At 63.0% G+C, this 23,725-nt stretch carries 25 protein-coding genes; 15 read left to right on the top strand and 10 right to left on the bottom strand.

Features of this window, described 5'->3' with window-relative positions; translation table 11 throughout:
• Nucleotides 1-49: 49 nt before the first annotated feature.
• Genes rpoZ through ACIPW4_RS01050 form a run of 4 tightly spaced genes read left to right on the top strand, consistent with a single transcriptional unit; the run spans nt 50 to nt 3,667 of the window.
• A complete protein-coding gene (rpoZ, locus tag ACIPW4_RS01065; RefSeq protein ID WP_012312123.1) occupies nt 50-313 on the top strand; it encodes a DNA-directed RNA polymerase subunit omega in 264 nt (87 codons plus the stop codon).
• A gap of 59 nt (nt 314-372) precedes the next feature.
• Nucleotides 373-2,481, top strand: coding sequence for a bifunctional GTP diphosphokinase/guanosine-3',5'-bis pyrophosphate 3'-pyrophosphohydrolase (gene spoT, locus ACIPW4_RS01060; RefSeq protein ID WP_103448468.1), 2,109 nt, complete (start codon nt 373-375; stop codon nt 2,479-2,481).
• A gap of 23 nt (nt 2,482-2,504) precedes the next feature.
• Nucleotides 2,505-2,885, top strand: coding sequence for a RidA family protein (locus ACIPW4_RS01055; protein WP_009684531.1), 381 nt, complete (start codon nt 2,505-2,507; stop codon nt 2,883-2,885).
• A 56-nt stretch (nt 2,886-2,941) separates the two neighbouring features.
• Nucleotides 2,942-3,667, top strand: coding sequence for a hypothetical protein (locus tag ACIPW4_RS01050; RefSeq protein WP_400654090.1), 726 nt, complete (start codon nt 2,942-2,944; stop codon nt 3,665-3,667).
• Nucleotides 3,668-3,829: 162 nt separating this feature from the next.
• Here the strand turns inward: ACIPW4_RS01050 and ACIPW4_RS01045 are convergent, their stop codons facing one another.
• The gene (locus ACIPW4_RS01045; RefSeq protein ID WP_400654088.1) at nt 3,830-4,696 is read right to left on the bottom strand and encodes an SDR family oxidoreductase; all 867 of its coding nucleotides are present in this window, start codon (nt 4,694-4,696) and stop codon (nt 3,830-3,832) included.
• A 191-nt stretch (nt 4,697-4,887) separates the two neighbouring features.
• On the opposite strand from ACIPW4_RS01045, the gene exbB reads away from it, so the two are divergent.
• The 6 genes from exbB to ACIPW4_RS01015 all read left to right on the top strand — a co-directional run bounded on the left by exbB (nt 4,888) and on the right by ACIPW4_RS01015 (nt 11,625).
• Nucleotides 4,888-5,877, top strand: a complete 990-nt coding sequence (gene exbB / locus ACIPW4_RS01040) for a tonB-system energizer ExbB (RefSeq protein WP_400654087.1) — start codon at nt 4,888-4,890, stop codon at nt 5,875-5,877.
• Nucleotides 5,878-5,880: 3 nt separating this feature from the next.
• On the top strand, nt 5,881-6,309 hold the full coding sequence (exbD, locus tag ACIPW4_RS01035; RefSeq protein WP_003253367.1) for a TonB system transport protein ExbD: 429 nt from the start codon (nt 5,881-5,883) through the stop codon (nt 6,307-6,309).
• Nucleotides 6,306-7,040, top strand: a complete 735-nt coding sequence (locus ACIPW4_RS01030) for an energy transducer TonB (RefSeq protein WP_400654085.1) — start codon at nt 6,306-6,308, stop codon at nt 7,038-7,040. Before exbD ends, ACIPW4_RS01030 begins: the two co-directional genes overlap by 4 nt.
• A gap of 94 nt (nt 7,041-7,134) precedes the next feature.
• Nucleotides 7,135-8,061: a LysR substrate-binding domain-containing protein gene (locus ACIPW4_RS01025; RefSeq protein ID WP_400654083.1), complete on the top strand. Its 927-nt coding sequence runs from the start codon at nt 7,135-7,137 to the stop codon at nt 8,059-8,061.
• Between the two features lie 3 nt (nt 8,062-8,064).
• On the top strand, nt 8,065-10,143 hold the full coding sequence (gene recG, locus ACIPW4_RS01020) for an ATP-dependent DNA helicase RecG (protein ID WP_400654081.1): 2,079 nt from the start codon (nt 8,065-8,067) through the stop codon (nt 10,141-10,143).
• A gap of 78 nt (nt 10,144-10,221) precedes the next feature.
• Entirely contained in the window at nt 10,222-11,625 is a 1,404-nt protein-coding gene (locus ACIPW4_RS01015) for an HDOD domain-containing protein (RefSeq protein ID WP_400654079.1), read from the top strand.
• Nucleotides 11,626-11,694: 69 nt separating this feature from the next.
• On the opposite strand, the gene ACIPW4_RS01010 is transcribed toward ACIPW4_RS01015, so the two are convergent.
• The 4 genes from ACIPW4_RS01010 to ACIPW4_RS00995 form a co-directional block, all read right to left on the bottom strand.
• On the bottom strand, nt 11,695-12,069 hold the full coding sequence (locus tag ACIPW4_RS01010) for a helicase (RefSeq protein WP_400654078.1): 375 nt from the start codon (nt 12,067-12,069) through the stop codon (nt 11,695-11,697).
• Between the two features lie 144 nt (nt 12,070-12,213).
• Nucleotides 12,214-12,510 carry an HU family DNA-binding protein gene (locus ACIPW4_RS01005; protein ID WP_400654076.1) on the bottom strand — a complete coding sequence of 99 codons (297 nt, stop codon included), beginning with the start codon at nt 12,508-12,510 and terminating at the stop codon, nt 12,214-12,216.
• A 188-nt stretch (nt 12,511-12,698) separates the two neighbouring features.
• On the bottom strand, nt 12,699-13,847 hold the full coding sequence (locus tag ACIPW4_RS01000) for an NAD(P)/FAD-dependent oxidoreductase (protein ID WP_400654074.1): 1,149 nt from the start codon (nt 13,845-13,847) through the stop codon (nt 12,699-12,701).
• 17 nt (nt 13,848-13,864) lie between these two features.
• Nucleotides 13,865-14,032 carry a rubredoxin gene (locus ACIPW4_RS00995; RefSeq protein ID WP_027917042.1) on the bottom strand — a complete coding sequence of 56 codons (168 nt, stop codon included), beginning with the start codon at nt 14,030-14,032 and terminating at the stop codon, nt 13,865-13,867.
• 154 nt (nt 14,033-14,186) lie between these two features.
• Here ACIPW4_RS00995 and ACIPW4_RS00990 point away from each other — a divergent pair, with 154 nt between their 5' ends.
• Both ACIPW4_RS00990 and ubiA read left to right on the top strand, forming a co-directional pair.
• Nucleotides 14,187-14,744 carry a chorismate--pyruvate lyase family protein gene (locus ACIPW4_RS00990; protein ID WP_400654073.1) on the top strand — a complete coding sequence of 186 codons (558 nt, stop codon included), beginning with the start codon at nt 14,187-14,189 and terminating at the stop codon, nt 14,742-14,744.
• Nucleotides 14,744-15,634: a 4-hydroxybenzoate octaprenyltransferase gene (gene ubiA / locus ACIPW4_RS00985; protein WP_400654071.1), complete on the top strand. Its 891-nt coding sequence runs from the start codon at nt 14,744-14,746 to the stop codon at nt 15,632-15,634. Before ACIPW4_RS00990 ends, ubiA begins: the two co-directional genes overlap by 1 nt.
• Nucleotides 15,635-15,737: 103 nt before the next feature.
• On the opposite strand, the gene ACIPW4_RS00980 is transcribed toward ubiA, so the two are convergent.
• On the bottom strand, nt 15,738-16,109 hold the full coding sequence (locus ACIPW4_RS00980; protein WP_400654070.1) for a hypothetical protein: 372 nt from the start codon (nt 16,107-16,109) through the stop codon (nt 15,738-15,740).
• Between the two features lie 174 nt (nt 16,110-16,283).
• On the opposite strand from ACIPW4_RS00980, the gene phoB reads away from it, so the two are divergent.
• The 3 genes from phoB to ACIPW4_RS00965 all read left to right on the top strand — a co-directional run bounded on the left by phoB (nt 16,284) and on the right by ACIPW4_RS00965 (nt 19,798).
• Complete coding sequence (phoB, locus tag ACIPW4_RS00975; RefSeq protein WP_003253341.1) at nt 16,284-16,973, top strand: phosphate regulon transcriptional regulator PhoB; 690 nt, start codon at nt 16,284-16,286, stop codon at nt 16,971-16,973.
• A gap of 48 nt (nt 16,974-17,021) precedes the next feature.
• Nucleotides 17,022-18,329: a phosphate regulon sensor histidine kinase PhoR gene (gene phoR / locus ACIPW4_RS00970; protein ID WP_400654069.1), complete on the top strand. Its 1,308-nt coding sequence runs from the start codon at nt 17,022-17,024 to the stop codon at nt 18,327-18,329.
• A gap of 128 nt (nt 18,330-18,457) precedes the next feature.
• Nucleotides 18,458-19,798: a hemolysin family protein gene (locus tag ACIPW4_RS00965; RefSeq protein ID WP_400654068.1), complete on the top strand. Its 1,341-nt coding sequence runs from the start codon at nt 18,458-18,460 to the stop codon at nt 19,796-19,798.
• Between the two features lie 2 nt (nt 19,799-19,800).
• On the opposite strand, the gene ACIPW4_RS00960 is transcribed toward ACIPW4_RS00965, so the two are convergent.
• The 4 genes from ACIPW4_RS00960 to pstB all read right to left on the bottom strand — a co-directional run bounded on the left by ACIPW4_RS00960 (nt 19,801) and on the right by pstB (nt 23,646).
• On the bottom strand, nt 19,801-20,703 hold the full coding sequence (locus tag ACIPW4_RS00960) for a peptidoglycan DD-metalloendopeptidase family protein (protein WP_400654066.1): 903 nt from the start codon (nt 20,701-20,703) through the stop codon (nt 19,801-19,803).
• Between the two features lie 225 nt (nt 20,704-20,928).
• Nucleotides 20,929-21,825, bottom strand: a complete 897-nt coding sequence (locus ACIPW4_RS00955) for a response regulator (RefSeq protein ID WP_400654065.1) — start codon at nt 21,823-21,825, stop codon at nt 20,929-20,931.
• A gap of 164 nt (nt 21,826-21,989) precedes the next feature.
• Complete coding sequence (phoU, locus tag ACIPW4_RS00950; RefSeq protein ID WP_400654063.1) at nt 21,990-22,757, bottom strand: phosphate signaling complex protein PhoU; 768 nt, start codon at nt 22,755-22,757, stop codon at nt 21,990-21,992.
• Nucleotides 22,758-22,812: 55 nt separating this feature from the next.
• Nucleotides 22,813-23,646 (bottom strand): phosphate ABC transporter ATP-binding protein PstB, encoded by an 834-nt coding sequence (gene pstB, locus ACIPW4_RS00945; protein WP_400654061.1) that lies wholly within the window; start codon nt 23,644-23,646, stop codon nt 22,813-22,815.
• Nucleotides 23,647-23,725 lie beyond the last annotated feature (79 nt).

Below are 23,725 nucleotides of genomic sequence, written 5' to 3'. Positions count from 1 at the left end.
CTGCCCATATTGGGCTGCACGCCTACCGCATTTGCTACTGAGGAAGACCATGGCCCGCGTAACTGTTGAAGACTGCCTGGAACACGTGGATAACCGTTTTGAGCTGGTCATGCTCTCGACCAAGCGCGCCCGTCAGCTGGCTACCGGCGGCAAAGAGCCACGTGTAGCGTGGGAAAACGACAAGCCTACCGTCGTTGCCCTGCGTGAAATCGCCGAAGGCATCGTCACCAATGAATTCATCGCCGCCGAAGAGATCGTCACCGAGGATCCGGTCTTCGCCGCGTTCGAGGACGAGTCCAACGAGGCTGTCTGATCGATGCCCTGTCGACGTCGCGCGGCACAAGGCCCTCTTCCTCGGCAAGAGGTGAAACCATGCCGGGCATAGAAGCCTTAGCCGAACGGCTGTCGACCTACCTGGGCCCCGAACAGGTCAACCTGGTTCGGCGCGCCTACTTCTACGCCGAACAGGCACACGACGGGCAGCGCCGCCGCAGCGGCGAGCCCTACGTGACCCACCCGCTGGCAGTGGCCAGCATCCTCGCCGACATGCACATGGACCATCAGAGCCTGATGGCAGCCATGCTGCACGACGTGATCGAAGACACCGGCATCGCCAAGGAAGCCCTCTGCCAGCAGTTTGGCGAGACCGTGGCCGAGCTGGTCGATGGGGTCAGCAAGCTGACCCAGATGAACTTCGAGACCAAGGCCGAGGCGCAGGCCGAGAACTTCCAGAAGATGGCCATGGCCATGGCCCGCGATATCCGCGTGATCCTGGTCAAGCTGGCCGACCGCCTGCACAACATGCGCACCCTTGAAGTGCTGTCTGGCGAAAAACGCCGGCGCATCGCCAAGGAAACCCTCGAAATCTACGCCCCCATCGCCAACAGGCTGGGCATGCATACCGTGCGCGTGGAATTCGAGGATCTCGGCTTCAAGGCGATGCACCCGATGCGTTCGTCACTGATCCACCGGGCGGTGAAGAGCGCGCGCGGCAACCGTAAAGAGATCGTCGCCAAGATCGAGCACTCGCTGGCCAATTGCCTGGCCGCAGACGGCATCGAGGGCGAGGTCAGCGGCCGGCAGAAACACCTCTATGGCATCTACAAGAAGATGCGTGGCAAGCGCCGCGCCTTCAACGAGATCATGGACGTGTACGCCTTCCGCATCATCGTCGACAAGGTAGACACCTGCTACCGCGTGCTCGGCGCCGTACACAACCTGTACAAGCCGCTGCCCGGCCGCTTCAAGGACTACATCGCGATCCCCAAGGCCAACGGCTATCAGTCGTTGCACACCACGCTGTTCGGCATGCACGGCGTGCCCATCGAAATCCAGATCCGCACTCGCGAGATGGAAGAGATGGCCAACAATGGCATCGCCGCGCACTGGCTGTACAAGTCCAACGAGGACGAGCAACCCAAGGGCAGCCATGCCCGGGCGCGTCAGTGGGTCAAGGGTATCCTCGAACTGCAGCAGCGCGCCGGCAACTCGCTGGAATTCATCGAAAGCGTGAAGATCGACCTGTTCCCGGACGAGGTCTACGTGTTCACGCCCAAAGGCCGGATCATGGAGCTGCCCAAAGGCTCCACCGCCGTCGACTTCGCCTACGCGGTGCACACCGACGTCGGCAACAGCTGCATCGCCTGCCGTATCAACCGCCGCCTGGCGCCGCTGTCCGAGCCGCTGCAGAGCGGTTCGACGGTGGAGATCGTCAGCGCCCCGGGCGCAAGGCCGAACCCGGCCTGGCTCAATTTCGTGGTCACCGGCAAGGCGCGCACACATATTCGCCACGCTCTCAAGCAGCAGCGCCGCTCCGAGTCGATCAGCCTCGGCGAACGCCTGTTGAACAAGGTCCTGACCGGTTTCGACAGCAGCCTGGAGAAGATTCCCCAGGAGCGTATTCAGGCGATTCTCGCCGAGTACCGCCTGGAACTGATCGAAGACCTGCTCGAAGATATCGGCCTGGGTAACCGCATGGCCTACGTGGTTGCCCGCCGCCTTCTGTCGGCCGAGGGCGAACAACTGCCGGCGCCGGAAGGCCCGCTGGCGATCCGCGGTACCGAAGGCCTGGTGCTGAGCTACGCCAAATGCTGCACACCGATCCCGGGCGACCCGATCGTGGGGCACCTGTCGGCGGGCAAAGGCATGGTCGTGCACCTGGAAAACTGCCGCAACATCAGCGAAATCCGCCACAACCCGGAGAAGTGCGTACAGCTCTCCTGGGCCAAGGACATCGCTGGCGAATTCAACGTCGAGCTGCGTGTGGAGCTTGAACACCAGCGCGGCCTGATCGCCCTGCTGGCCAGCAGCGTGAACGCTGCCGACGGCAACATCGAGAAGATCAGCATGGACGAACGCGACGGCCGTATCAGCGTGGTCCAACTGGTGGTCAGCGTGCATGATCGTGTGCACCTGGCGCGTGTGATCAAGAAGCTGCGTACCTTGACCGGCGTGGTCCGCATCACCCGCATGCGTACGTAGTCCGCCAACCGCAAGGAGTCATCATGAGCAAGACCGTAATCAACAGCGACAAGGCCCCTGCCGCTATCGGCACCTACTCGCAGGCGATCAAGGCCGGCAACACCGTATACATGTCGGGCCAGATCCCGCTGGACCCGAAGACCATGGAGCTGGTCGAAGGCTTCGAAGCCCAGACCGTGCAGGTGTTCGAGAACCTCAAGGCCGTGGCTGAAGCCGCTGGCGGCTCGTTCAAGGACATCGTCAAGCTGAACATCTTCCTCACCGACCTGAGCCACTTCGCCAAGGTCAACGAGGTGATGGGCCGCTACTTCGAACAGCCCTACCCGGCCCGCGCTGCCATCGGCGTTGCCGCGCTGCCCAAAGGCGCCCAGGTCGAAATGGACGCCATCCTGGTCATCGAATGATGCCCCTGGTGACGGGCGCCCTGCCCGTCACCCTCCCTCTGCAAGGTTATCCCGTCATGCGTCAAGCACTGCCCCTCGCGCTGGCAGCCCTGCTTCTGAGCGGCTGCGCCAGCCACAAACCTGAAGATCTCAACGGCACCTGGATCAACCAGGCCGCCATCAAGGCTGCCAGCAAAGGTGGCAGCCTGCGCCAGGCCTTGAACGAGCACGGTCCGGTATTCGAGTGGAAGCTCGATGTCACCAGCCAGCGGGCCAGTTTCAGCAATGGCTTCGAAGCGGCCGACGGCCAGCTGAGCACCAACGAAAAACAATGGCAGGCCAGCTTCCAGGGCGGCCAGACCGAACAGCTCGAACTCGATGGCGATGAACTCAAAGCCACCGATCAAAGCGGCGCGGAGCAGACCTTCGTGCGCACCAGCCAACCCGGCAATGCGCCACTGGGCGGCAGCTTCGAGAAAGCGCTGTACCAGGCTTACCTCGGTGGCGACTGGAAGATCATCGAAGGCCAGGGCAAAGGCGCCACCGTACGCTTCAGCGATACCGGCAACATCACCGGCCTGCCAGGCCCGGACCGCTTCGCCCTGTGCCTGGCCGGTGACTGCGCCAGCATGGGCGGCAACAATGACAGCCTGTGGCTGGAGCGCAACCAGCGCGGCGCGCCGTTCATCTTCAAGCGTGATGGCGACAAGCTGGCGATCTTCCAGGCGGTGAACACGGCCCAGCCGGATGAGGTTCCGCAGTTGGCTGCGGGTACTCAACAGTGGGTGCTGGAGCGCGACTGAACCACGCCCTCAAACCAATCACGGCACCCTGTGGGAGCGGCCTTGCGTCGCGAAAGGGCTGCGAAGCAGCCCCGGCGATCTATGCAGCGAAGCTGAAATTCCGGGGCCGCTTCGCGCCCCTTTCGCGACGCAAGGCCGCTCCTACAATGAGTACCGTCTCAGTCAGCTGAAGCTGTTCTTGCCCGCCAGAATCGCCGCATAGCCTTCCTTGTAGCTGGGATACTCCGGCGCCCAGCCCAACGCCCGCACCCGGGCATTGCTGCAACGCTTGCTGCCGGTACGGCGCACCCGCTGTTCATCAGACCACTCGGTAACGCCCATGTACTCCCGCAGCCACGCCACCACATCGGCCAGCGGCGCGGGGTCGTCATCGACGCCGATGTAGCAATCGTCCAGCGCCACGCCACCGGCATCGGCCTGCAGAAGAAAGGCCATCAGGCTTGCAGCATCCTCGGCATGAATCCGGTTGCCATACAGCGGCGGCTCCTCGGCCACCCGGTAGCCTTGCCGTACCTGGCTCAGCAACCACTCGCGGCCGGGGCCGTAGATGCCGGTCAGACGAATCACACTGGCCGGAATGCCACTCGTCAGCGCCAAATTTTCAGCCTCCAGCATTACCTTCCCGGAATAGCCTTCAGGCTCGGTGGCGGCCGTTTCGTCGATCCATTCGCCTTCCTTCTGCGCGAACACGCTGCTGCTGGACACGAACAGCATCCGCCGCGGGCGTTGGCTTCGCTCGGCCAGCCACGCCAGTACATGGCGAAAACCTTCGACATAGGCGGCCTGATAGCCCGCCTCGTCATGCTGGCTGGCGGCTACGCAGTACACCAGATAGTCCGGCGCGCCCTGCGGCCATGCCTGTGGAATGGCTGGGTCGGACAGGTCTGCAGCAATGGGCGCGACGCCCTCGGGCAGCTGCCCGGTCGAGCGGCGCAAACCACTGACTTGCCAGCCGTTGGATAGCAGCTGTCGAGCCAGACGGCCGCCTACATCACCGCATCCCACGATGATCGCAGAAAGGTCCGACATCATAAAACTCCCTAAATCAAAGGATCAGGCTAGCCGGATTACACGATGGGCGGCTAGACCTTGGGTGAAAAAACCAAGATCATTACTTTTGTTAACAAGAATTACTTGCAATAATGGCACCCCTATCTGTTCTCGGCCTATCTCGAGGCCTTGGAGAACGCTCACTTTTTTCTTCATCAGGTCCGGCCAGCATGACACGTACTCAACCTTCCGCTTCGCCAACCCCGTCGCGCGCCTGGCGCGCCATCGCCGCGCTGATGTTCAGCCTGGTGCTGGCCCCCATGGCCATGGCCGATGAGCCTGAAGCCAATGCCGCCACCCCGGCAGCTGCAGCTGCCCCGGCCACCCCGGCCCCGGCTGTAGATGGCCAGGCACCAGTAACTCCTGCAGCAGTAGAAGGCCAGGCCGCCACCCCGGCCGATGCGCCAGCCGCCGCCGACCCGGCCGTTCAGGAGCTGGTTGAAGACACCTCGCTGGGCATGGCCCACGACCTGTCCCCGTGGGGCATGTACAAGAATGCCGACATCGTCGTCAAAATCGTAATGATCGGCCTGGCCATCGCCTCGATCATCACCTGGACCATCTGGATCGCCAAGGGCTTCGAGCTGATGGGCGCCAAGCGCCGTCTGCGCAGCGAAATCGCCCTGTTGAAAAAGTCCTCGACGCTCAAGGAAGCCAGCGACGTTTCCAATAAAGAAGGCACCCTGGCCCACACCCTGGTCCACGATGCCCTTGAAGAAATGCGCCTGTCGGCCAATGCCCGCGAGAAGGAAGGCATCAAGGAACGTGTGAGTTTCCGCCTGGAGCGCCTGGTGCATGCCAGCGGCCGCAACATGAGCAACGGCACCGGTGTGCTCGCCACTATCGGCTCCACCGCGCCGTTCGTAGGTCTGTTCGGTACCGTATGGGGCATCATGAACAGCTTCATCGGCATCGCCAAGACCCAGACCACCAACCTGGCCGTGGTTGCCCCAGGCATCGCCGAGGCCCTGCTGGCCACCGCCCTGGGCCTGGTCGCCGCCATTCCTGCCGTGGTCATCTACAACGTCTTCGCCCGCTCCATCGCCGGCTACAAGGCACAGGTGTCCGACGCCTCCGCCCAGGTACTGCTGCTGGTCAGCCGTGATCTGGACCACCAGGGCAGCGACCGCGCCGCCCCGCACATGGTGAAAGTGGGGTAAACCATGGGCCTGCATCTCAACGAAGGTGGCGATGACCTCGCCGAGAACCACGAAATCAACGTCACGCCGTTCATCGACGTGATGCTGGTACTGCTGATCATCTTCATGGTCGCAGCCCCGCTGGCCACGGTCGACATCAAGGTCGACCTGCCGGCCTCGACTGCCAAACCGGCACCGAGGCCCGAGAAACCGGTGTTCGTCAGCGTCAAGGCCGACCAGAAGCTGTATGTCGGCGACGATCAGGTAGCAGCCCCCGACCAGCTTGGCCCGATGCTCGATGCCAAGACCAAGGGCGACAAGGAAACCACCATCTTCTTCCAGGCCGACAAGGGCGTGGATTACGGTGATTTGATGGAAGTGATGAACAACATGCGCGCGGCCGGCTACCTCAAGGTCGGTCTGGTAGGTCTCGAGACGGCAGCCAAGAAATGACGAAACCGCGCTCAAACGTGGCGCGCTACGGTGGCAGCCTGGCGATCGTGCTGGGCGTGCACGTGGTCGCCGTGCTGCTGACGCTCAACTGGTCGGTGCCCCAGGCCATCGAGCTGCCCCCGGCAGCCATGATGGTCGAACTGGCACCGCTGCCCGAGCCCGCGCCGCCGCCACCACCGAAAGCCGCCCCACAGCCACCGGCACCGGTCGAAGAACCGCCGATGCCGAAACTGGTCGAGGCGCCGAAACCGAAGATCGCCATCGCCAAGCCGCCCAAGCCCAAGCCCAAACCTCAGCCACCGAAGCCTGAGAAGAAGCCCGAGCCGCCGAAGGACGAGCCACCGGCCAAGGAAGAAGTGGTCGACACGCCGCCAAGCAACACGCCACCGCAAAAGTCGGCGGCGCCGGCGCCGAGCATCGCTTCCAACAGCAAGGCGCTGCCAACCTGGCAGAGCGACCTGCTGCGCCACCTGGCGAAGTACAAGCGCTATCCGGAGGACGCTCGCCGTCGTGGGCTGCAAGGTATCAACCGCTTGCGCTTCGTGGTCGACGCCGAAGGCAAGGTGGTGTCCTATTCCATGGCAGGCGGCTCCGGCAGCGCGGCCCTGGACCGGGCAACCATGGAAATGATCCGCCGCGCCGGTACGGTACCCAAGCCGCCAGCGGAGTTGCTGACCAATGGCACGATCGAAGTAGTGGCACCGTTCGTCTACTCGCTGGACCGTCGCTGATACTTTTGTTTCTGTCACAAATCGGCAAGTCTGATAACGTGCGTCTATCGATTGCAGCCGCTATGCTGGGCCCGCAACTTCATGGACGCACGTTATGACCCTCACAGAATTACGCTACATCGTCACGCTCGCCCAGGAACAGCACTTCGGCCACGCTGCCGAGCGTTGTCACGTCAGCCAGCCGACCCTGTCGGTCGGCGTGAAGAAGCTTGAGGACGAGCTTGGCGTGCTGATCTTCGAGCGCAGCAAGAGCGCGGTGCGCCTGACTCCTGTCGGCGAAAGCATCGTTGCCCAGGCGCAGAAGGTACTGGAGCAGGCCCAGGGCATTCGCGAGCTGGCCCAGGCCGGCAAGAACCAGCTGACTGCCCCGCTCAAGGTCGGCGCCATTTATACCGTCGGCCCCTACCTGTTCCCGCACCTCATTCCGCAGCTGCACCGGGTTGCCCCGCAGATGCCGCTGTACATCGAGGAGAATTTCACCCATGTGCTGCGCGAGAAGCTGCGCAATGGCGAACTGGACGCGGTGATCATCGCCCTGCCGTTCAACGAAGCCGATGTGCTGACCCTGCCGCTGTACGACGAGCCCTTCTGTGCGTTGATGCCGGCCGACCACCCGTGGACGGCCAAGAAGACCATCGACACCGCCATGCTCAACGACAAGAGCCTGCTGCTGCTCGGCGAGGGCCACTGCTTCCGCGACCAGGTGCTGGAAGCCTGCCCGACGCTGAACAAGGGTGGCGAAGGCGCCAAGCACACCACGGTCGAATCCAGCTCGCTGGAAACCATCCGCCACATGGTCGCTTCCGGGCTGGGTGTGTCGATCCTGCCGCTGTCAGCGGTGCACAGCCATCACTATGCCCCGGGGGTCATCGAAGTGCGTCCGCTTACCCCGCCAGCTCCGTTCCGCACCGTGGCCATTGCCTGGCGCGCCAGCTTCCCGCGGCCGAAGGCCATCGAGATCCTTGCCGACTCGATCCGACTCTGCTCGGTAGCCAAGCCGCCCGTGGAACAACCGGCCTGATCCATGACTGAGCTGTCGAAGGTCTCGGTCACGGCGCTCAAGGGCGTAGGTGATGCCATGGCGGAAAAGCTCGCCAAGGTCGGCCTGGAGAACCTCCAGGACGTGCTGTTCCACCTGCCCCTGCGCTACCAGGACCGCACCCGCGTGGTGCCGATCGGCCAGTTGCGCCCTGGCCAGGACGCAGTGATCGAGGGTGTGGTCAGCGGCGCCGACGTAACCATGGGCAAGCGCCGCAGCCTGGTGGTGCGCCTGGGCGACGGCACCGGCGTGCTGAGCTTGCGCTTCTATCATTTCAGCAATGCGCAGAAGGAAGGCCTCAAGCGTGGCACCCACCTGCGCTGCTACGGCGAGGCCCGCCCTGGCGCCTCCGGGCTGGAGATCTACCACCCGGAATACCGTGCGCTGAATGGCGACGAGCCGGCGCCACCGGTCGAACAGACCCTGACGCCGATCTACCCATCCACCGAAGGCCTCACCCAACAGCGCCTGCGCCTGCTCTGCCAGCAAAGCCTGGGCATGCTCGGCCCGCGCAGCCTGCCCGACTGGCTGCCCGACGAACTGGCCCGCGACTACCATCTGGCGCCGCTGGACGATGCCATCCGCTACCTGCACAACCCGCCCTCTGACGCTGACCTCGACGAGCTCGCCGAAGGCCAGCACTGGGCCCAGCACCGGCTGGCCTTCGAAGAACTGCTGACCCACCAGCTGTCGCAGCAACGCCTGCGCGAAAGCCTGCGCAGCCTGCGGGCGCCGGTACTGCCCAAGGCCAAGCGCCTGCAGGCGCAATACCTGGCCAACCTGGGCTTCAAACCGACTGGGGCGCAGCAGCGGGTGGCCAATGAAATCGCCTACGACCTCAGCCAGCATGAGCCCATGATGCGCCTGGTGCAGGGCGATGTCGGCGCCGGCAAGACCGTGGTCGCCGCCCTTGCCGCACTGCAGGGCCTGGAGGCCGGCTACCAGGTGGCGTTGATGGCACCTACCGAGATCCTTGCCGAACAGCACTTCATCACGTTCAAGCGCTGGCTGGAGCCGCTGGGCATCGAAGTCGCCTGGCTGGCCGGCAAGCTAAAGGGCAAGGCCCGCGCCAGCGCCCTGGAACAGATCGCCGGCGGCGCGCCGATGGTGGTCGGTACCCACGCGCTGTTCCAGGAAGAAGTCCGCTTCAAACACCTGGCTCTGGCGATCATCGACGAACAGCACCGCTTTGGCGTGCAGCAGCGCCTGGCCCTGCGCAAGAAAGGCGTGGCCGGCGAGCTGTGCCCGCACCAGCTGATCATGACCGCCACACCAATCCCGCGCACCCTGGCCATGAGCGCCTATGCCGACCTCGACACTTCGGTGCTCGATGAGCTGCCACCCGGCCGCACGCCGGTGAATACCGTGCTGGTCGCCGACAGCCGCCGCTTCGAAGTGGTCGAGCGGGTTCGTGCTGCCTGTGCCGAAGGGCGCCAGGCCTACTGGGTGTGCACACTGATCGAAGAATCCGAAGAGCTGACCTGCCAGGCGGCCGAGAGCACCTTCGAAGAACTTGGCAGCGCACTCGGCGAATTGCGCGTGGGCCTGATCCACGGGCGCATGAAGCCTGCAGAAAAGGCCGAGGTCATGGCCGAGTTCAAGCAAGGCAACCTGCAACTGCTGGTTGCCACCACGGTGATCGAGGTTGGCGTGGACGTGCCCAACGCCAGCTTGATGATCATCGAGAACCCTGAGCGCCTGGGCCTGGCACAATTGCACCAGCTGCGTGGCCGGGTTGGCCGGGGCAGCGCGGTGAGCCACTGCGTCTTGCTGTATCACCCGCCGCTGTCGCAGATCGGCCGCGAGCGCCTGGGGATCATGCGGGAAACCAACGATGGCTTCATCATTGCCGAGAAAGACCTCGAACTGCGCGGCCCCGGCGAAATGCTCGGCACCCGCCAGACCGGTCTGCTGCAGTTCAAGGTCGCCGACCTGATGCGTGACGCCGACCTGCTGCCTGCGGTGCGTGATGCTGCCCAGGCGTTGCTGGCGCGCTGGCCGGATCATGTCAGCCCGCTACTCGACCGCTGGCTGCGGCATGGCCAGCAATATGGACAGGTGTGACGCCTGTCCCAGAATGGATCCAGCTTTGCCAACAGGCTGGTTATACTTCGCGTTTACAAGAACCTGTGGATACAGACCATGACTGAAGTTGCCCTGGACACCGCAACCCCACACGCACCGTCTGTCATCCGGCTGTTGCTCGAAAAACTTCACGTCGCCTTTGAAGAAGTGGCGGAACACCCAGAGCTGCCAGCCGCGTCCCGAGTACAGGCGGTCCTGCTCGATGACGAGATCGGCGCTCTGCTGGTGCTGTTCCCGCAGAGCAAGCTGCTGGACCTCAACCGTCTCGAAGAGCTGACCGGCCGCAAGCTCAAGGCCGTGCCGTTGCCACGCCTCAAGCAGATGCTCGACAAGCACCAGCTCAAAGCGTTGCCGGCCATTCCGGCCCTCACCAGCTCGCCCTGCCTGTATGAAGGCAAGTTGCTTGAGGCCGAACACCTGCACATCCAGTCTGGCGAAGCCGGCTTGCTGCTCAAGGTTCACCGTGATGATTTCAAGCGCATGCTCGCCAAGGCCAGCGCTGGCAGTTTCGGCCAGCCCGTGCGCGACATCCGCCCCAACCTCGATCGTCCGGATGACGACCCCAAGGAAATCACACTGGCGGTCCAGGCCTTCACGGCCCGGCGCATCCAGAAGCGTCTGGAAGAAACCATCGAGATCCCGCCACTGGCCGACACGGCGCAGAAAATCATCAAGCTGCGGGTCGACCCCAACGCCAGCATCGACGATATCACTGGCGTAGTAGAAACCGACCCGGCCCTGGCCGCCCAGGTGGTCAGCTGGGCCGCTTCGCCCTACTACGCCTCACCTGGCAAGATCCGCTCGGTGGAAGATGCCATCGTCCGCGTGCTGGGCTTCGACCTGGTGATCAACCTGGCTCTGGGCCTGGCGCTGGGCAAGACCTTGAGCTTGCCTAAAGACCATCCACAGCAAGCCACACCGTACTGGCAGCAGTCGATCTATACCGCTGCCATCATCGAAGGCCTGAGCCGCGCCATGCCGCGCGCCGAACGCCCAGAGGGCGGTCTGGCCTATCTGGCAGGGCTGCTGCACAACTTCGGCTACCTGTTGCTGGCGCATGTATTCCCGCCGCACTTCTCGCTGATCTGCCGCCACCTGGAGGTCAACCCGCACCTGTGCCACACCTACGTGGAACAGCACCTCCTGGGTATCAGCCGCGAACAGATCGGCGCCTGGCTGATGAAGCTGTGGGACATGCCCGAAGAGCTGTCGACCGCACTGCGCTTCCAGCACGACCCGTCGTATGACGGCGAGTACTCGGCGTACCCCAACCTGGTGTGCCTGGCGACCCGCCTGCTGCGCTCGCGCGGTATCGGCTCGGGGCCGCAGGAAGCAATCCCTGATGAGCTGCTGGAGCGTTTGGGGATCACCCGGGACAAGGCCGAGGACGCGGTGAACAAGGTGCTCGAGGCAGAGTCCCTGCTGCGTGAACTGGCCTCGCAGTTCAACGCCCCACATTGACCGGCGTACGCAGGACCTTGTGGGAGCGGCCTTGCGTCGCGATTGGGGCGCGAAGCGCCCCCAGCAATTTCAGCCTTTCTTCTTCGGTTTCAGGTACTTCATCAGCCCCTGAAACCACATCACCAGCGCCGGGTTGCCCTTGATCTGGATGTTCTTGTCCTGAATGCCCTGCATGAACGCCAGCTGCTTGTTGCCCGCCTGCATCGTCGCAAAGCCGTAGGCTGCGTCCTTGAAGGCAATGGCGAAAGCCGGCTGGGGATGGCGGCCACCCTTGCTGCTGATACGCTCGCCGCTGACGATGAAGTGCCGTGCCACCTTGCCGTCCAGCGTCTGCATCTGAAACACCAGGTCCTTGTCCTTGAGTTGCTGCTGGAACGCCGGGTTATTACGGCTGGCCCTGGCCATCAACAGCCCCATGGCCCAGAGAAGAAAGCGAAACTTCATCAACGCGCCTCGAATACAAAATGACTGAAGCGCGCAGTTTATCCTTTTCCTGAACAAATTACGCAAGTTCGCAACACATACCCCCAAAATGCACAACGGGCGCCCTGGGGCGCCCGTTTGATGACACTGGAGGTCAGCAGTCGATCACTTTTTCTTGGCTGGTTTGGCGGGCGTGTTGACGCTGTCGCGCAGGTTCTTGCCTGGCTTGAAGGCAACGGTGTTGCTGGCCTTGATCTTCACCGGCTCACCGGTCTGCGGGTTCTTGCCAGTACGGGCACCACGATGACGTTTTTCAAAGGTACCGAAACCGACCAGGGTGACCGTGTCCTTGTCCAGGGCACCGGTGATGCTGTCGAGAATGGCATTCAACACCTGGTTGGCCTTTTCCTTGGTCAGATCGGCCTTTTCGGCGATGACAGCGGCGAGTTCTGGTTTACGCATAGAGAAGCCTCTTTGACGGGATTTCTTGTTGTTATTGCCGTGCTGCCATTGAAGCAGCGTTCAAGGCACCGCAGGCTCTAATCTGCGGCAGACGGAACTGAGAATGGCACGCCCACCGAGGCCGCGCCAGTATCTGCGCGGCCATTGTGCTTGCAACAACAGGATAAATCCGACAGAACGCCCGCTATTCACGCCATCAGGGCGGGTAACTGCCGATTCAGCGCCAGTTTTTCCATAACCGCACTGCCGGTCAGGGCATAGCCGAGCAACTGGCCGCCGGTGGCGTAGCAGAGCACTTTCAGGTCGCTGCCCTGCCCTTCGACCTGCCAGTTGCCTTCGCTGCCTGCTGGCGGGGGCGACACCACCAGTGGGCAGGCCGGGGTCTTCACGGTGATCGGCATTGGCCCGTAGCTGACCGGGGTCGGGTTGCCGGCCAGGGTCTGCGCAAGCGCGCGGGCGCAGGCCATCAACGGCATCACATAGAGCAGGTTGATGCCGTCGACTTCGGCGCAGTCGCCGAGGGCGAAGATGTTACTGTGCGAGGTGCGCAGCTGGCGGTCCACCACGACACCACGGTTGGTCTGCAGCCCGGCGGCGGCAGCAAGGTCGGTACGTGGGCGCAGGCCGATGGCTGATACCACCAGGTCGCAGGCGATCACTTGCCCATCGGACAAGTGAGCCTCAAGTCCTTCACCCGCCTGTTGCAGGCGCGTCAGCACCGGGCCCAGGTGAAAGCGCACACCCAGGCCTTGCAGGCCGGCCTGCACGGCAGCGGCAGCCGCCGGATGCAACAGGGTCGGCATGACCTGCTCGCAAGGCGCCACCACGTCGACCTGGAAGCCCCCCAGGCTCATGTCGTTGGCAAACTCGCAACCGATCAGGCCGGCACCCAGAATCAGTACGTGCTGCTTGCCTGCGGCAGCGGCACGGAAGCGCGCATAGTCCTCGAGGTCGTTGATCGGGAACACCCACTCGGCGCCATCACCTTCGATCGGCACCTGCACGGTCTGCGCTCCCCAGGCCAGCACCAGGTCGCGATACTCGATCGCCTCTTCGCCGATCCACAAGCGCTTGTGGCCCGGGTCGATGCCGCTGATACGGGTATGGGTGCGGACCTCGGCCTTGAGCTGATTGGCCATGGCGCCGGGTTCTGCCATGCACAGGCCGTCTGCGTCCTTGTGTTTGGCAAAGCCGGTAGACAGCATGGGCTTGGAATAGGAGCGACCGTCGTCGGCGGTAATCAGCAGCAGCGGTGTGTCGGCATCGAGCTTGCGAAATTCACGGGCCAGGTTGTAGCCGGCCAGGCCGGTACCGATGATTACCACGGGGGAGGTCATGCGCTGCTTTCCTTCTATCAGCCGATGGAGATCATTTCGAAGTCGCTCTTGCCCACGCCGCAGTCGGGGCACAGCCAGTCTGCCGGCACGTCTTCCCAGCGGGTACCGGGCGGGATGCCGTCATCCGGCCAACCTTCGGCTTCGTCATAGATCAGGCCACAGACAATACACTGCCACTTTTTCATCGGGTCTTGTTCCTCGGTGTTTCTCAGGCTTTTGTTGTACGGGCCAATGGCCCTATCGCGGGCAAGCCCGCTCCACAGAGGCCGCCATTATGCAAGCAGTCGGGGCAATCATGCTAAGCTCGCCGCCTCTCTGGCTGTAATCAAGCATACCGACGTGTCGTACGAATCCCCGCAAGCAGCCGCTGTCGCGTGGCTGCCGTATTCACAGCTGGCAACCGACCTCGACCAGCCAACCCTGAACTGGCTGTTCGACGAAGGCTCCCTGACTCGCCGCCTCACCCAGCTGTCCCGGGACCATTTCAGTGTCACCCCCCTGTTCGAAGGCTGGCAACCGCTACGCGAAGACGAGTGCCTGGCCCTGAACATCGCCCCGGGCGCCGAAGGCTGGGTGCGCGAGGTGTTCCTGCGCGGGCATGGCGAACCTTGGGTGTTCGCCCGCAGCGTGGCCAGCCGCAGCGCCCTGGAACGGGGCGGCCTGGACCTGGAAACCCTGGGCAGCCGCTCGCTGGGCGAGTTGCTGTTCTGCGACCAGGCGTTCATCCGCCACCCGATCGAGGTGTGCCGTTATCCGCAAGGCTGGTTGCCAGCCGATGCCGCTCAAGCCGGCCTGTGGGGGCGCCGCTCGCGCTTTGCCCGTGACGGCCTCGACCTGCTGGTGGCCGAAGTTTTCCTGCCGACATTGTGGCAAGCGGCCAAGGAGGAAAACCGCTGATGTACCTGCAACTGCTGAAGTCGCTCAACCGTCTGCACCCACGGGCCTGGGACTTCGTCCAGCTCAGCCGCATGGACCGGCCGATCGGCATCTATCTGCTGCTCTGGCCGACCCTGACAGCGGTATGGATCGCCGGGCAAGGCTCGCCGACCCTGGCCAACGTGCTGATCTTCGGCCTGGGCGTGGTACTGATGCGCGCCGCCGGCTGCTGCATCAACGACTTCGCCGACCGCAAGGTCGATGGCCACGTCAAACGCACCGCCGACCGCCCGCTTGCCAGTGGCCGGGTCAAGTCGCGCGAGGCGCTGGCGTTGTTCGCCATCCTGGTGGGTGTCAGCTTCCTGCTGGTGCTGTGCACCAACAGCCGGACCGTGTGGTTGTCGTTCGGCGCGGTGGCGCTGGCGTCCTGCTACCCGTTCATGAAGCGCTACACCTATTATCCGCAGGTGGTATTGGGTGCGGCGTACTCCTGGGGCATCCCCATGGCCTTCACCGCCGCCGGTGGCGAATTGCCGGCCAGTGCCTGGCTGCTGTACATCGCCAACCTGCTATGGACCGTGGGTTACGACACCTACTACGCCATGGTCGACCGCGATGACGACCTGAAGATCGGGGTGAAATCGACCGCGATCCTGTTTGGCGAGGCGGACCGGGCGATCATCCTGACCTTGCAGCTGTTGTCGTTAGGCTGCCTGCTGCTGGCGGGCAGCCAGTTCGAGCTGGGTGGCTGGTTCCATCTGGGGCTGCTGGGTGCGGCGGCGTGTTTTGCCTGGGAATACTGGTCGACGCGCAAGCTGGACCGCGAGTCGTGCTTCAAGGCGTTCCTGCACAATCACTGGGCGGGGCTGATCATCTTCATCGCAGTGGTGCTGGACTATGCATTGCGCTGAGCCTCACAGCCCCCTGTGGGAACGGGTTCACCCGCGAATGCTGTAGTGGCTGCACCGACGCATTCGCGGGTAAACCCGCTCCCACAAGGTCTGGTGTCGGGCTTTACGGCTTGGCGACGTGCCAGACGTCTTTCATGCCGTCACCTGTCATGTCCCCGGCCTTCTTGTCCTTGATGAAGGTATACAGCGGCTTGCCGTCATAGGCCCACTGTTTTTGGCCATCATCACGCATCACCGTAGTCCATTTGTCCTTGGGTGCTTCGTCACCCGCTTTCACCATCAACGGCGGCCAGTTTTTCGCACAGTCACCATTGCACATCGACTTGCCGCCGGAGTCCTTGTCAAACGTGTACAGCGTCATGCCGTTGTGATCGACCCACATGCCGTCCTTCTCCATGGCATGGTGGGCGGACGCCACCCCCGGCAGCGCCAGTGCAGCGAAAAGGGCCATCCAGCTCAGCGTGTGTCGTGTCATTGGATTCACCATAAATTCGGGCGTGGAATGCGTGATTTTTGCCGCCGCGGCGGCCCTGTGAAGCCTAGCCCAGTCACGGAATGTCGCCAGAACGGCCAACACCCTGTCACGAAGCTGCAATAATTCCGTTATCTAATGCGGGCCAAGACACGATTCCCGGGAGAGGTTTTGAGCATGGTTGGCAGAAACATTCTGATCGTCGACGACGAGGCACCCATTCGCGAGATGATCGCCGTTGCCTTGGAAATGGCCGGCTATGACTGCCTGGAAGCCGAGAACTCCCAGCAAGCCCACGCGATCATCGTCGACCGCAAACCGGACCTGATCCTGCTCGACTGGATGCTGCCCGGCACTTCCGGCATCGAGCTGGCACGCCGACTCAAGCGCGACGAGCTGACCGGCGACATCCCGATCATCATGCTCACTGCCAAAGGCGAAGAGGACAACAAGATCCAGGGCCTGGAAGTCGGCGCCGACGACTACATCACCAAGCCGTTCTCGCCGCGCGAACTGGTAGCTCGGCTGAAGGCCGTGCTGCGTCGCACCGGCCCGAGCGACAGCGAAGCGCCGATCGAAGTCGGCGGCCTGCTGCTCGACCCGATCAGCCACCGCGTGACCATCGACGGTAAGCCGGCCGAGATGGGCCCCACCGAATACCGCCTGCTGCAGTTCTTCATGACTCACCAGGAACGCGCCTACACCCGCGGCCAGCTGCTCGACCAGGTGTGGGGTGGCAACGTGTATGTCGAAGAGCGCACCGTCGACGTGCACATCCGGCGCCTGCGCAAGGCGCTGGGTGAAGCTTATGAAAATCTGGTACAAACCGTCCGGGGCACTGGCTACCGCTTCTCGACCAAGAGCTGATCGAGCTGACAAGCGCCAAGCTGCAAGTCGTTGTACAAGGACCGTCAATTGAACCAGAACTGGCACGCGACCCTCATTCGCCACCTGTTGCTGCTGATCACCCTCTGCCTGATCGGCGGCCTGGTCAGCGGCTTTTACGGTTGGAGCCTGGCCATCGGCCTGGCGCTCTACCTGGGTTGGACGCTCAAGCAGCTGCTGCGCCTGCACGACTGGCTGCGCAACCACCAACCCGATGAAGCACCGCCCGATGGCTACGGCCTGTGGGGTGAGGTGTTCGACAGCATCTACCACCTGCAACGTCGCGACCAGCGCGTGCGCGGGCGCCTGCAAGCGGTGATCGACCGGGTGCAGGAGTCCACTGCAGCACTGCGCGACGCGGTGATCATGCTCGACAGCGACGGCAACCTGGAGTGGTGGAACCGCGCCGCCGAAACGCTGCTGGGCTTCAAGACCCCGCAGGACGGCGGCCAGCCGGTGACCAACCTGGTGCGCCACCCACGCTTCAAGGAATACTTCGAGTCGGAAAACTACGCCGAACCGCTGGAGATTCCCTCACCGATCAATGACCGCCTGCGCGTGCAATTGCATCTCACCCGCTATGGCAACAACGAGCACCTGATGCTGGTGCGCGATGTCACCCGCATCCACCAGCTCGAGCAGATGCGCAAAGACTTCGTCGCCAACGTCTCCCACGAGCTGCGCACACCGCTGACAGTGATCACCGGATACCTGGAGACCCTGCTGGACAACGTCGAAGACGTGAACCCACGCTGGACCCGGGCGCTGCAGCAGATGACCCAGCAGGGCTCGCGCATGCAGACCCTGCTCAACGACCTGTTGCTGCTGGCCAAGCTGGAAGCCACCGACTACCCGTCGGACAACCAGCCCGTGGCGGTCGATGCCTTGCTCACCGCGATCAAGCAGGATGCCCAGGCCCTGTCCGGGCCGCGCAATCAGCGCATCACCCTGGAAGCCGCGCCGGGTCTGTTCCTGAAAGGCAGCGAGTCCGAATTGCGCAGCGCCTTTTCCAATCTGGTGTTCAACGCGGTCAAGTACACCCAGGATGAGGGTAATATCCGCATCCGCTGGTGGGGCGACGAACACGGCGCGCACCTGTCGGTGCAGGATTCCGGAGTCGGCATCGATGCCAAGCACCTGCCACGGCTGACCGAGCGTTTCTACCGGGTCGACTCCAGCCGCGCGTCGAATACCGGCGGCACCGGGCTGGGGCTGGCGATCGTCAAGCATGTGCTGATGCGCCACCGCGGCAAGCTGGAAATCAGCAGCGTACCGGGGCACGGCAGTACCTTCACCTGCCACTTTGGGCCAGCACAATTGGCCAGCGGCAAGGCCTGAGCTACCGGGAGCTGCTTTGCAGCCCTTTGCTTTTGCAGCCCCAGCCGCTACATTGGATCCCCTGTGCCAGCAAGAGCTGGCACTTTTTTTCTCTCTATCTCAAAGACGGACCCCGTAAAAACTCCATCATGGACCCTTCCCCTGGTATCAGCCTCGCCTCGTTATTCGCCGATTTCGGCATGATCATATTCGCCTTCCTGCTGGTGCTGCTCAACGGCTTCTTCGTGGCCGCCGAGTTCGCCATGGTCAAGCTGCGCGCCACCCGCGTCGAGTCCATCGCCGAACAGCATGGCTGGCGCGGCAGCATCCTGCGCAAGGTGCACAACCAGCTCGACGCCTACCTGTCGGCCTGCCAGCTGGGCATCACCCTCGCCTCGCTGGGCCTGGGCTGGGTCGGTGAGCCGGCCTTCGCCCACCTGCTCGAACCGCTGCTGGCCTATGTGGGCGTAGACAGCGCCGAGGTGGTCAAGGGCGTGTCGTTCTTCGTCGCCTTCTTCGTCATTTCCTACCTGCACATCGTGGTAGGCGAACTGGCACCAAAGTCGTGGGCGATCCGCAAACCGGAATTGCTGTCGCTGTGGACGGCCGTGCCGCTGTACCTGTTCTATTGGGCAATGTACCCGGCCATCTACCTGCTCAACGCCAGCGCCAACACCATCCTGCGCATCGCCGGCCAGGGTGAGCCCGGGCCGCACCACGAGCACCACTACAGCCGCGAAGAACTCAAGCTGATCCTGCACTCCAGCCGTGGCCAGGACCCGAGCGACCAAGGCATGCGGGTGCTCGCTTCGGCAGTGGAAATGGGCGAACTGGAAGTGGTCGACTGGGCCAACTCGCGTGAGGACATGGTCAGCATCGACGCCCATGCCCCACTCAAGGAAATTCTTGCCCTGGTGCGCCGGCACAAGTTCAGCCGCTACCCGGTGTACGACGCCGAGCGCGAGGAGTTCACCGGCCTGCTGCACATCAAGGACTTGCTGCTGGAGCTGGCCGAACTCGAACATCTGCCCCAGACCATCGACCTGGACGACCTGGCACGCCCACTGGAGCGCGTATCGCGGCACATGCCGCTGTCGCAGCTGCTGGAGCAGTTCCGCAAGGGCGGTGCGCACTTCGTGCTGGTGGAGGAAGCCGACGGCAAGGTCATCGGCTACCTGACCATGGAAGACGTGCTGGAAGTGCTGGTAGGTGACATCCAGGACGAACACCGCAAGACCGAACGCGGCATCCTCGCCTACCAGCCGGGCAAGCTGCTGGTGCGGGGCGACACGCCGCTGTTCAAGGTCGAGCGCCTGCTCGGTGTCGACCTGGACCACATCGAGGCGGAAACCCTCGCCGGGCTGGTCTACGAGACCCTCAAGCGCGTGCCTGAGGAGGAAGAAGTGCTGGAGGTCGAAGGCCTGCGCATCATCATCAAGAAGATGAAAGGGCCGAAGATCGTGCTGGCCAAGGTGCTCAAGCTCGACTGACCCTAGGGGTTGCCGGCGGTGAAGTCCGGCAACCCACCAAGCGGCCGGTCGAACTGGAAGGGGATCGATTCCAGCGCCAGCCCCACGTTGCGCTGCACCACGAAGTGCAAATGGGGCCCGGTGCTGTTGCCGGTGTTGCCCGACTTGGCCAGTGCTCGCCCCACCTCCACCTGCTGGCCTTCGCGTACCACCACCGAACCACGCATCAGGTGCAGGTACACACCCATGGTGCCGTCGGGGTGCAGGATCCTAACGAAATTGCCTCCCGGGTTGGAGCCTCGACCACTCTGGCCATTCTCGATCTTCACCACCATTCCGCCTCGCGCCGCGATGATCGGCGTTCCCTCCGGCATGGCGATGTCCATTGCATAGCGGCTTCTGGGGCCGAAGTGGCTGAAACGGCCGTTGGCCCCCTGGGTCAGGCGAAACGGCCCGCCCTTCCACGGAAACGGGTAGCGATAAGCCAAAGAGCGCTGGCCAGGGTCGCCCATGGCGTACTGGAAGCGGGTGGCATATTGCAGCTTGCCACCGGGGGCAGCGAGCACCGAACTGAGCACCTTGCTAGAACGCGGCCCCACTACAGCGCGAATGTTGCGCGGCCGATTGCCACCGAAGGCGTTGCTCAGCTTGTCGATGCGCAGCTCGACCTGCATCGGCACGTACAGGTCGTTGCGCACCATGAAGCGCACGCCACCAGGGAAGGTTTCGGCCTGCAGGCGAACTTTGCCATCGATGTGATCGAGGATTGGTTCGCTGAGCTCGAAGGTTTTCGCTCCGGGGCTGTAGCGGTCGGAGTACGAGACTACGCCGGTGTTGTCGACGGTCTTGTAGATTGTCATGCCCATGCTCGACGCCGAGGCCGAAAGCAAGGCACAGAACAGCAGCAAGCGAGCGGTGGCTGGCATGATAGTGGCTTTTTGATAGTTGCGATCTTTCGAAGACTAGCAGCGGGATTGGCGGGCGGTATTGCAGTTGGTCGGGTGGCTGACTCGATCACTGTGGGAGCGGCCTTGCGTCGCGAAAGGGGCGCAAAGCGGCCCCGGCGATCTATGCATGATGCCGAGATCCTTGGGGCCGCTGCGCAGCCCTTTCGCGACACAAGGCCGCTCCCACAGAAAGCAATCGCAGCGTCAGGCGCCGGGGGTGAAGTGCTTCTGCTGGGTACCACGGGCAATCAGGCGCGACAGGTAGTCGAGCTTCTGCGCATCCTGGTCGACGAACTTGAAAGTCAGCTGCAGCCAGTCACTTTCCGGCTTGGGCTCCAGCGCGGCGATGGCATGCAGGTAGCCGTTCAGGCGCGCCACTTCGGCGTTCTCACCCTGCTCCAGGTCGAGCACTGCCCCCTCGAGCACCTGTGGCAGCGCTGCACTGCGACGCACCACCAGCAACGCTTCCTTGAGGCTCAGCGCCTTGATCACGCAGGGCTGGGTACCACTCGACAGGCGCAGCTGGCCTTGCTCCCGGCCAGTCTGGGCCGCAACCGCCGCCGTTTGCGGTTTGGGTGCATTGAGCAACGGCTTGGCCGCCGCAGCAGGAGCCGCCACTTTGGCCGCTTCAGGCTTGCCACCGGTCAGCGCACTCAGCGAGTCGTTGGCGAATGCCGAATTGACCCGGGCCTGTGCACCGGCAACCAAGCTTTCCAACTTGCCAACCCTGGTCAGGGCTTTTTTCACCTTGGTCAACAGCTGCTCGTTGGTGAACGGCTTGCCGACAAAGTCGGAGACACCGGCCTGAATGGCCTGGATCACGTTCTCCTTGTCCCCACGGCTGGTCACCATGATGAACTGCAGATCCTTCATCTCGGGCTGCTGACGGCACCAGGTCAGCAACTCCAGGCCGGACATCTCCGGCATTTCCCAATCGCACAGCACCAGGTCGAACTGATCCTTGGCCAGCATGGCCATGGCCTTGCGACCGTTGACCGCGTCTTCGATGACCATCCCTGGGAAAGCATTGCGCAAGCACTTCCTGACCAGGTCACGTATGAACGGCGCGTCATCCACGACCAGCACATTGACTTTACTCATCGATACTCCTCTTGAACCCGACTAGCCTACCGCGCAATGGTGGCCACTTGCCAACTCTAGGGTCACGCCGGGACTTCTTCGCATCGTTCGCGGGTGCCTGCCAATTGCTCTGCCACAGACGAAAACGCCCGGCACAGGCCGGGCGTCGATGCTCGCGAGCAATCCTATTTATCGTCAGTTTCCGCCGGAACATTAGCGTTTTCGGCGTCGACTGCCGTGCCTTCGACTTCTGCCTTCATGCGCTTGAGGCCCATGTGACGTACGTCGGTACCGCGCACCAGGTAGATCACCAGCTCGGAGATGTTGCGCGCGTGGTCGCCGATCCGCTCCAGTGAACGCAGTACCCAGATCACGCTGAGTACACGCGAGATGGAACGCGGATCTTCCATCATGTAGGTGACCAGTTCACGCAGGGCCGTCTTGTACTCGCGGTCGATGGTCTTGTCATACTGAGCCACCGCCAGCGCCAGGTCGGCGTCGAAGCGGGCGAAGGCGTCGAGGGCATCGCGTACCATGTTGCGCACCTGGTCGCCGATGTGGCGCACTTCGACGTAGCCACGCGGGGACTCGCCTTCCTCGCACAGCTGGATGGCGCGGCGGGCAATCTTGGTCGATTCGTCGCCAATGCGCTCAAGGTCGATCACCGATTTGGAGATGCTGATGATCAGCCGCAGGTCGGAAGCCGCTGGCTGGCGACGGGCAAGAATGCGCAGGCATTCTTCGTCGATGTTGCGCTCCATCTGGTTGATCTGCTCGTCGACTTCACGCACCTGCTGGGCCAGACCCGAGTCGGCCTCGATCAGCGCGGTAACGGCATCGTTCACCTGCTTCTCGACCAGGCCGCCCATGGCCAGCAAGTGGCTGCGCACCTCTTCGAGTTCGGCGTTGAACTGCTGGGAAATATGGTGGGTAAGGCTTTCTTTGTTGATCATCGTTTTTCCTTTGGTAGCGCACAGCCCTGTAGAAGCAGGTTCACCCGAGCGGCGATCAGCCGTAACGACCGGTGATGTAGTCTTCGGTCTGCTTTTTCGCCGGGTTGGTGAACAGGGTGTCGGTATCACCGAATTCGACCAGTTTGCCCATGTACATGAACGCCGTGTAGTCCGAAACACGGGCCGCCTGTTGCATGTTGTGGGTCACGATGACGATGGTGTACTTGGATTTCAATTCATAGATCAGCTCTTCGACCTTCAGCGTCGAGATTGGGTCCAGTGCCGAGCAGGGTTCGTCGAGCAGCAGCACTTCCGGCTCGACGGCGATGGTACGGGCGATCACCAGACGTTGCTGCTGGCCGCCGGACAGGCCCAGGGCGGACTCATGCAGGCGGTCCTTGACCTCGTCCCACAGGGCGGCACCCTTCAGTGCCCACTCCACGGCCTCATCGAGCATGCGCTTCTTGTTGATGCCCTGGATACGCAGGCCGTAGACCACGTTCTCGTAAATGGTCTTGGGGAACGGGTTGGGCTTCTGGAACACCATGCCCACCCGGCGGCGCAGCTCGGCCACGTCTTCGCCCTTACGGTAGATGTTGTTGCCGTACAGGTTGATGGCGCCTTCCACGCGGCAGCCGTCGACCAGGTCGTTCATGCGATTGAAGGTGCGCAGCAACGTCGACTTGCCGCAGCCGGACGGGCCGATAAAGGCGGTCACGCGCTGCTTGGGGATGTTCATCTGCACGTCGAACAGCGCTTGCTTGTCGCCGTAGAACAGGCTCAGGCCGGGTACTTCGATAGCCACGGTTTCTTCGGCCAGGCGCAGGCTCTGCTTGTCGCGACCCAGGGCAGACATGTCGATGCCGTGGGTGTGGGATTCGTTCTGCATGGTTGACTCCGTTTGTAGCTGCAAGCTTCGAGCTGCAAGCTGCAAGTTAGGGCAAAGCGGCACTCGGCTTGGAGCTTGC

This window comes from Pseudomonas sp. NPDC089996, from assembly GCF_044748405.1.
Lineage (GTDB): Bacteria > Pseudomonadota > Gammaproteobacteria > Pseudomonadales > Pseudomonadaceae > Aquipseudomonas.
This window is presented reverse-complemented; position numbering and strand designations above follow the sequence as displayed.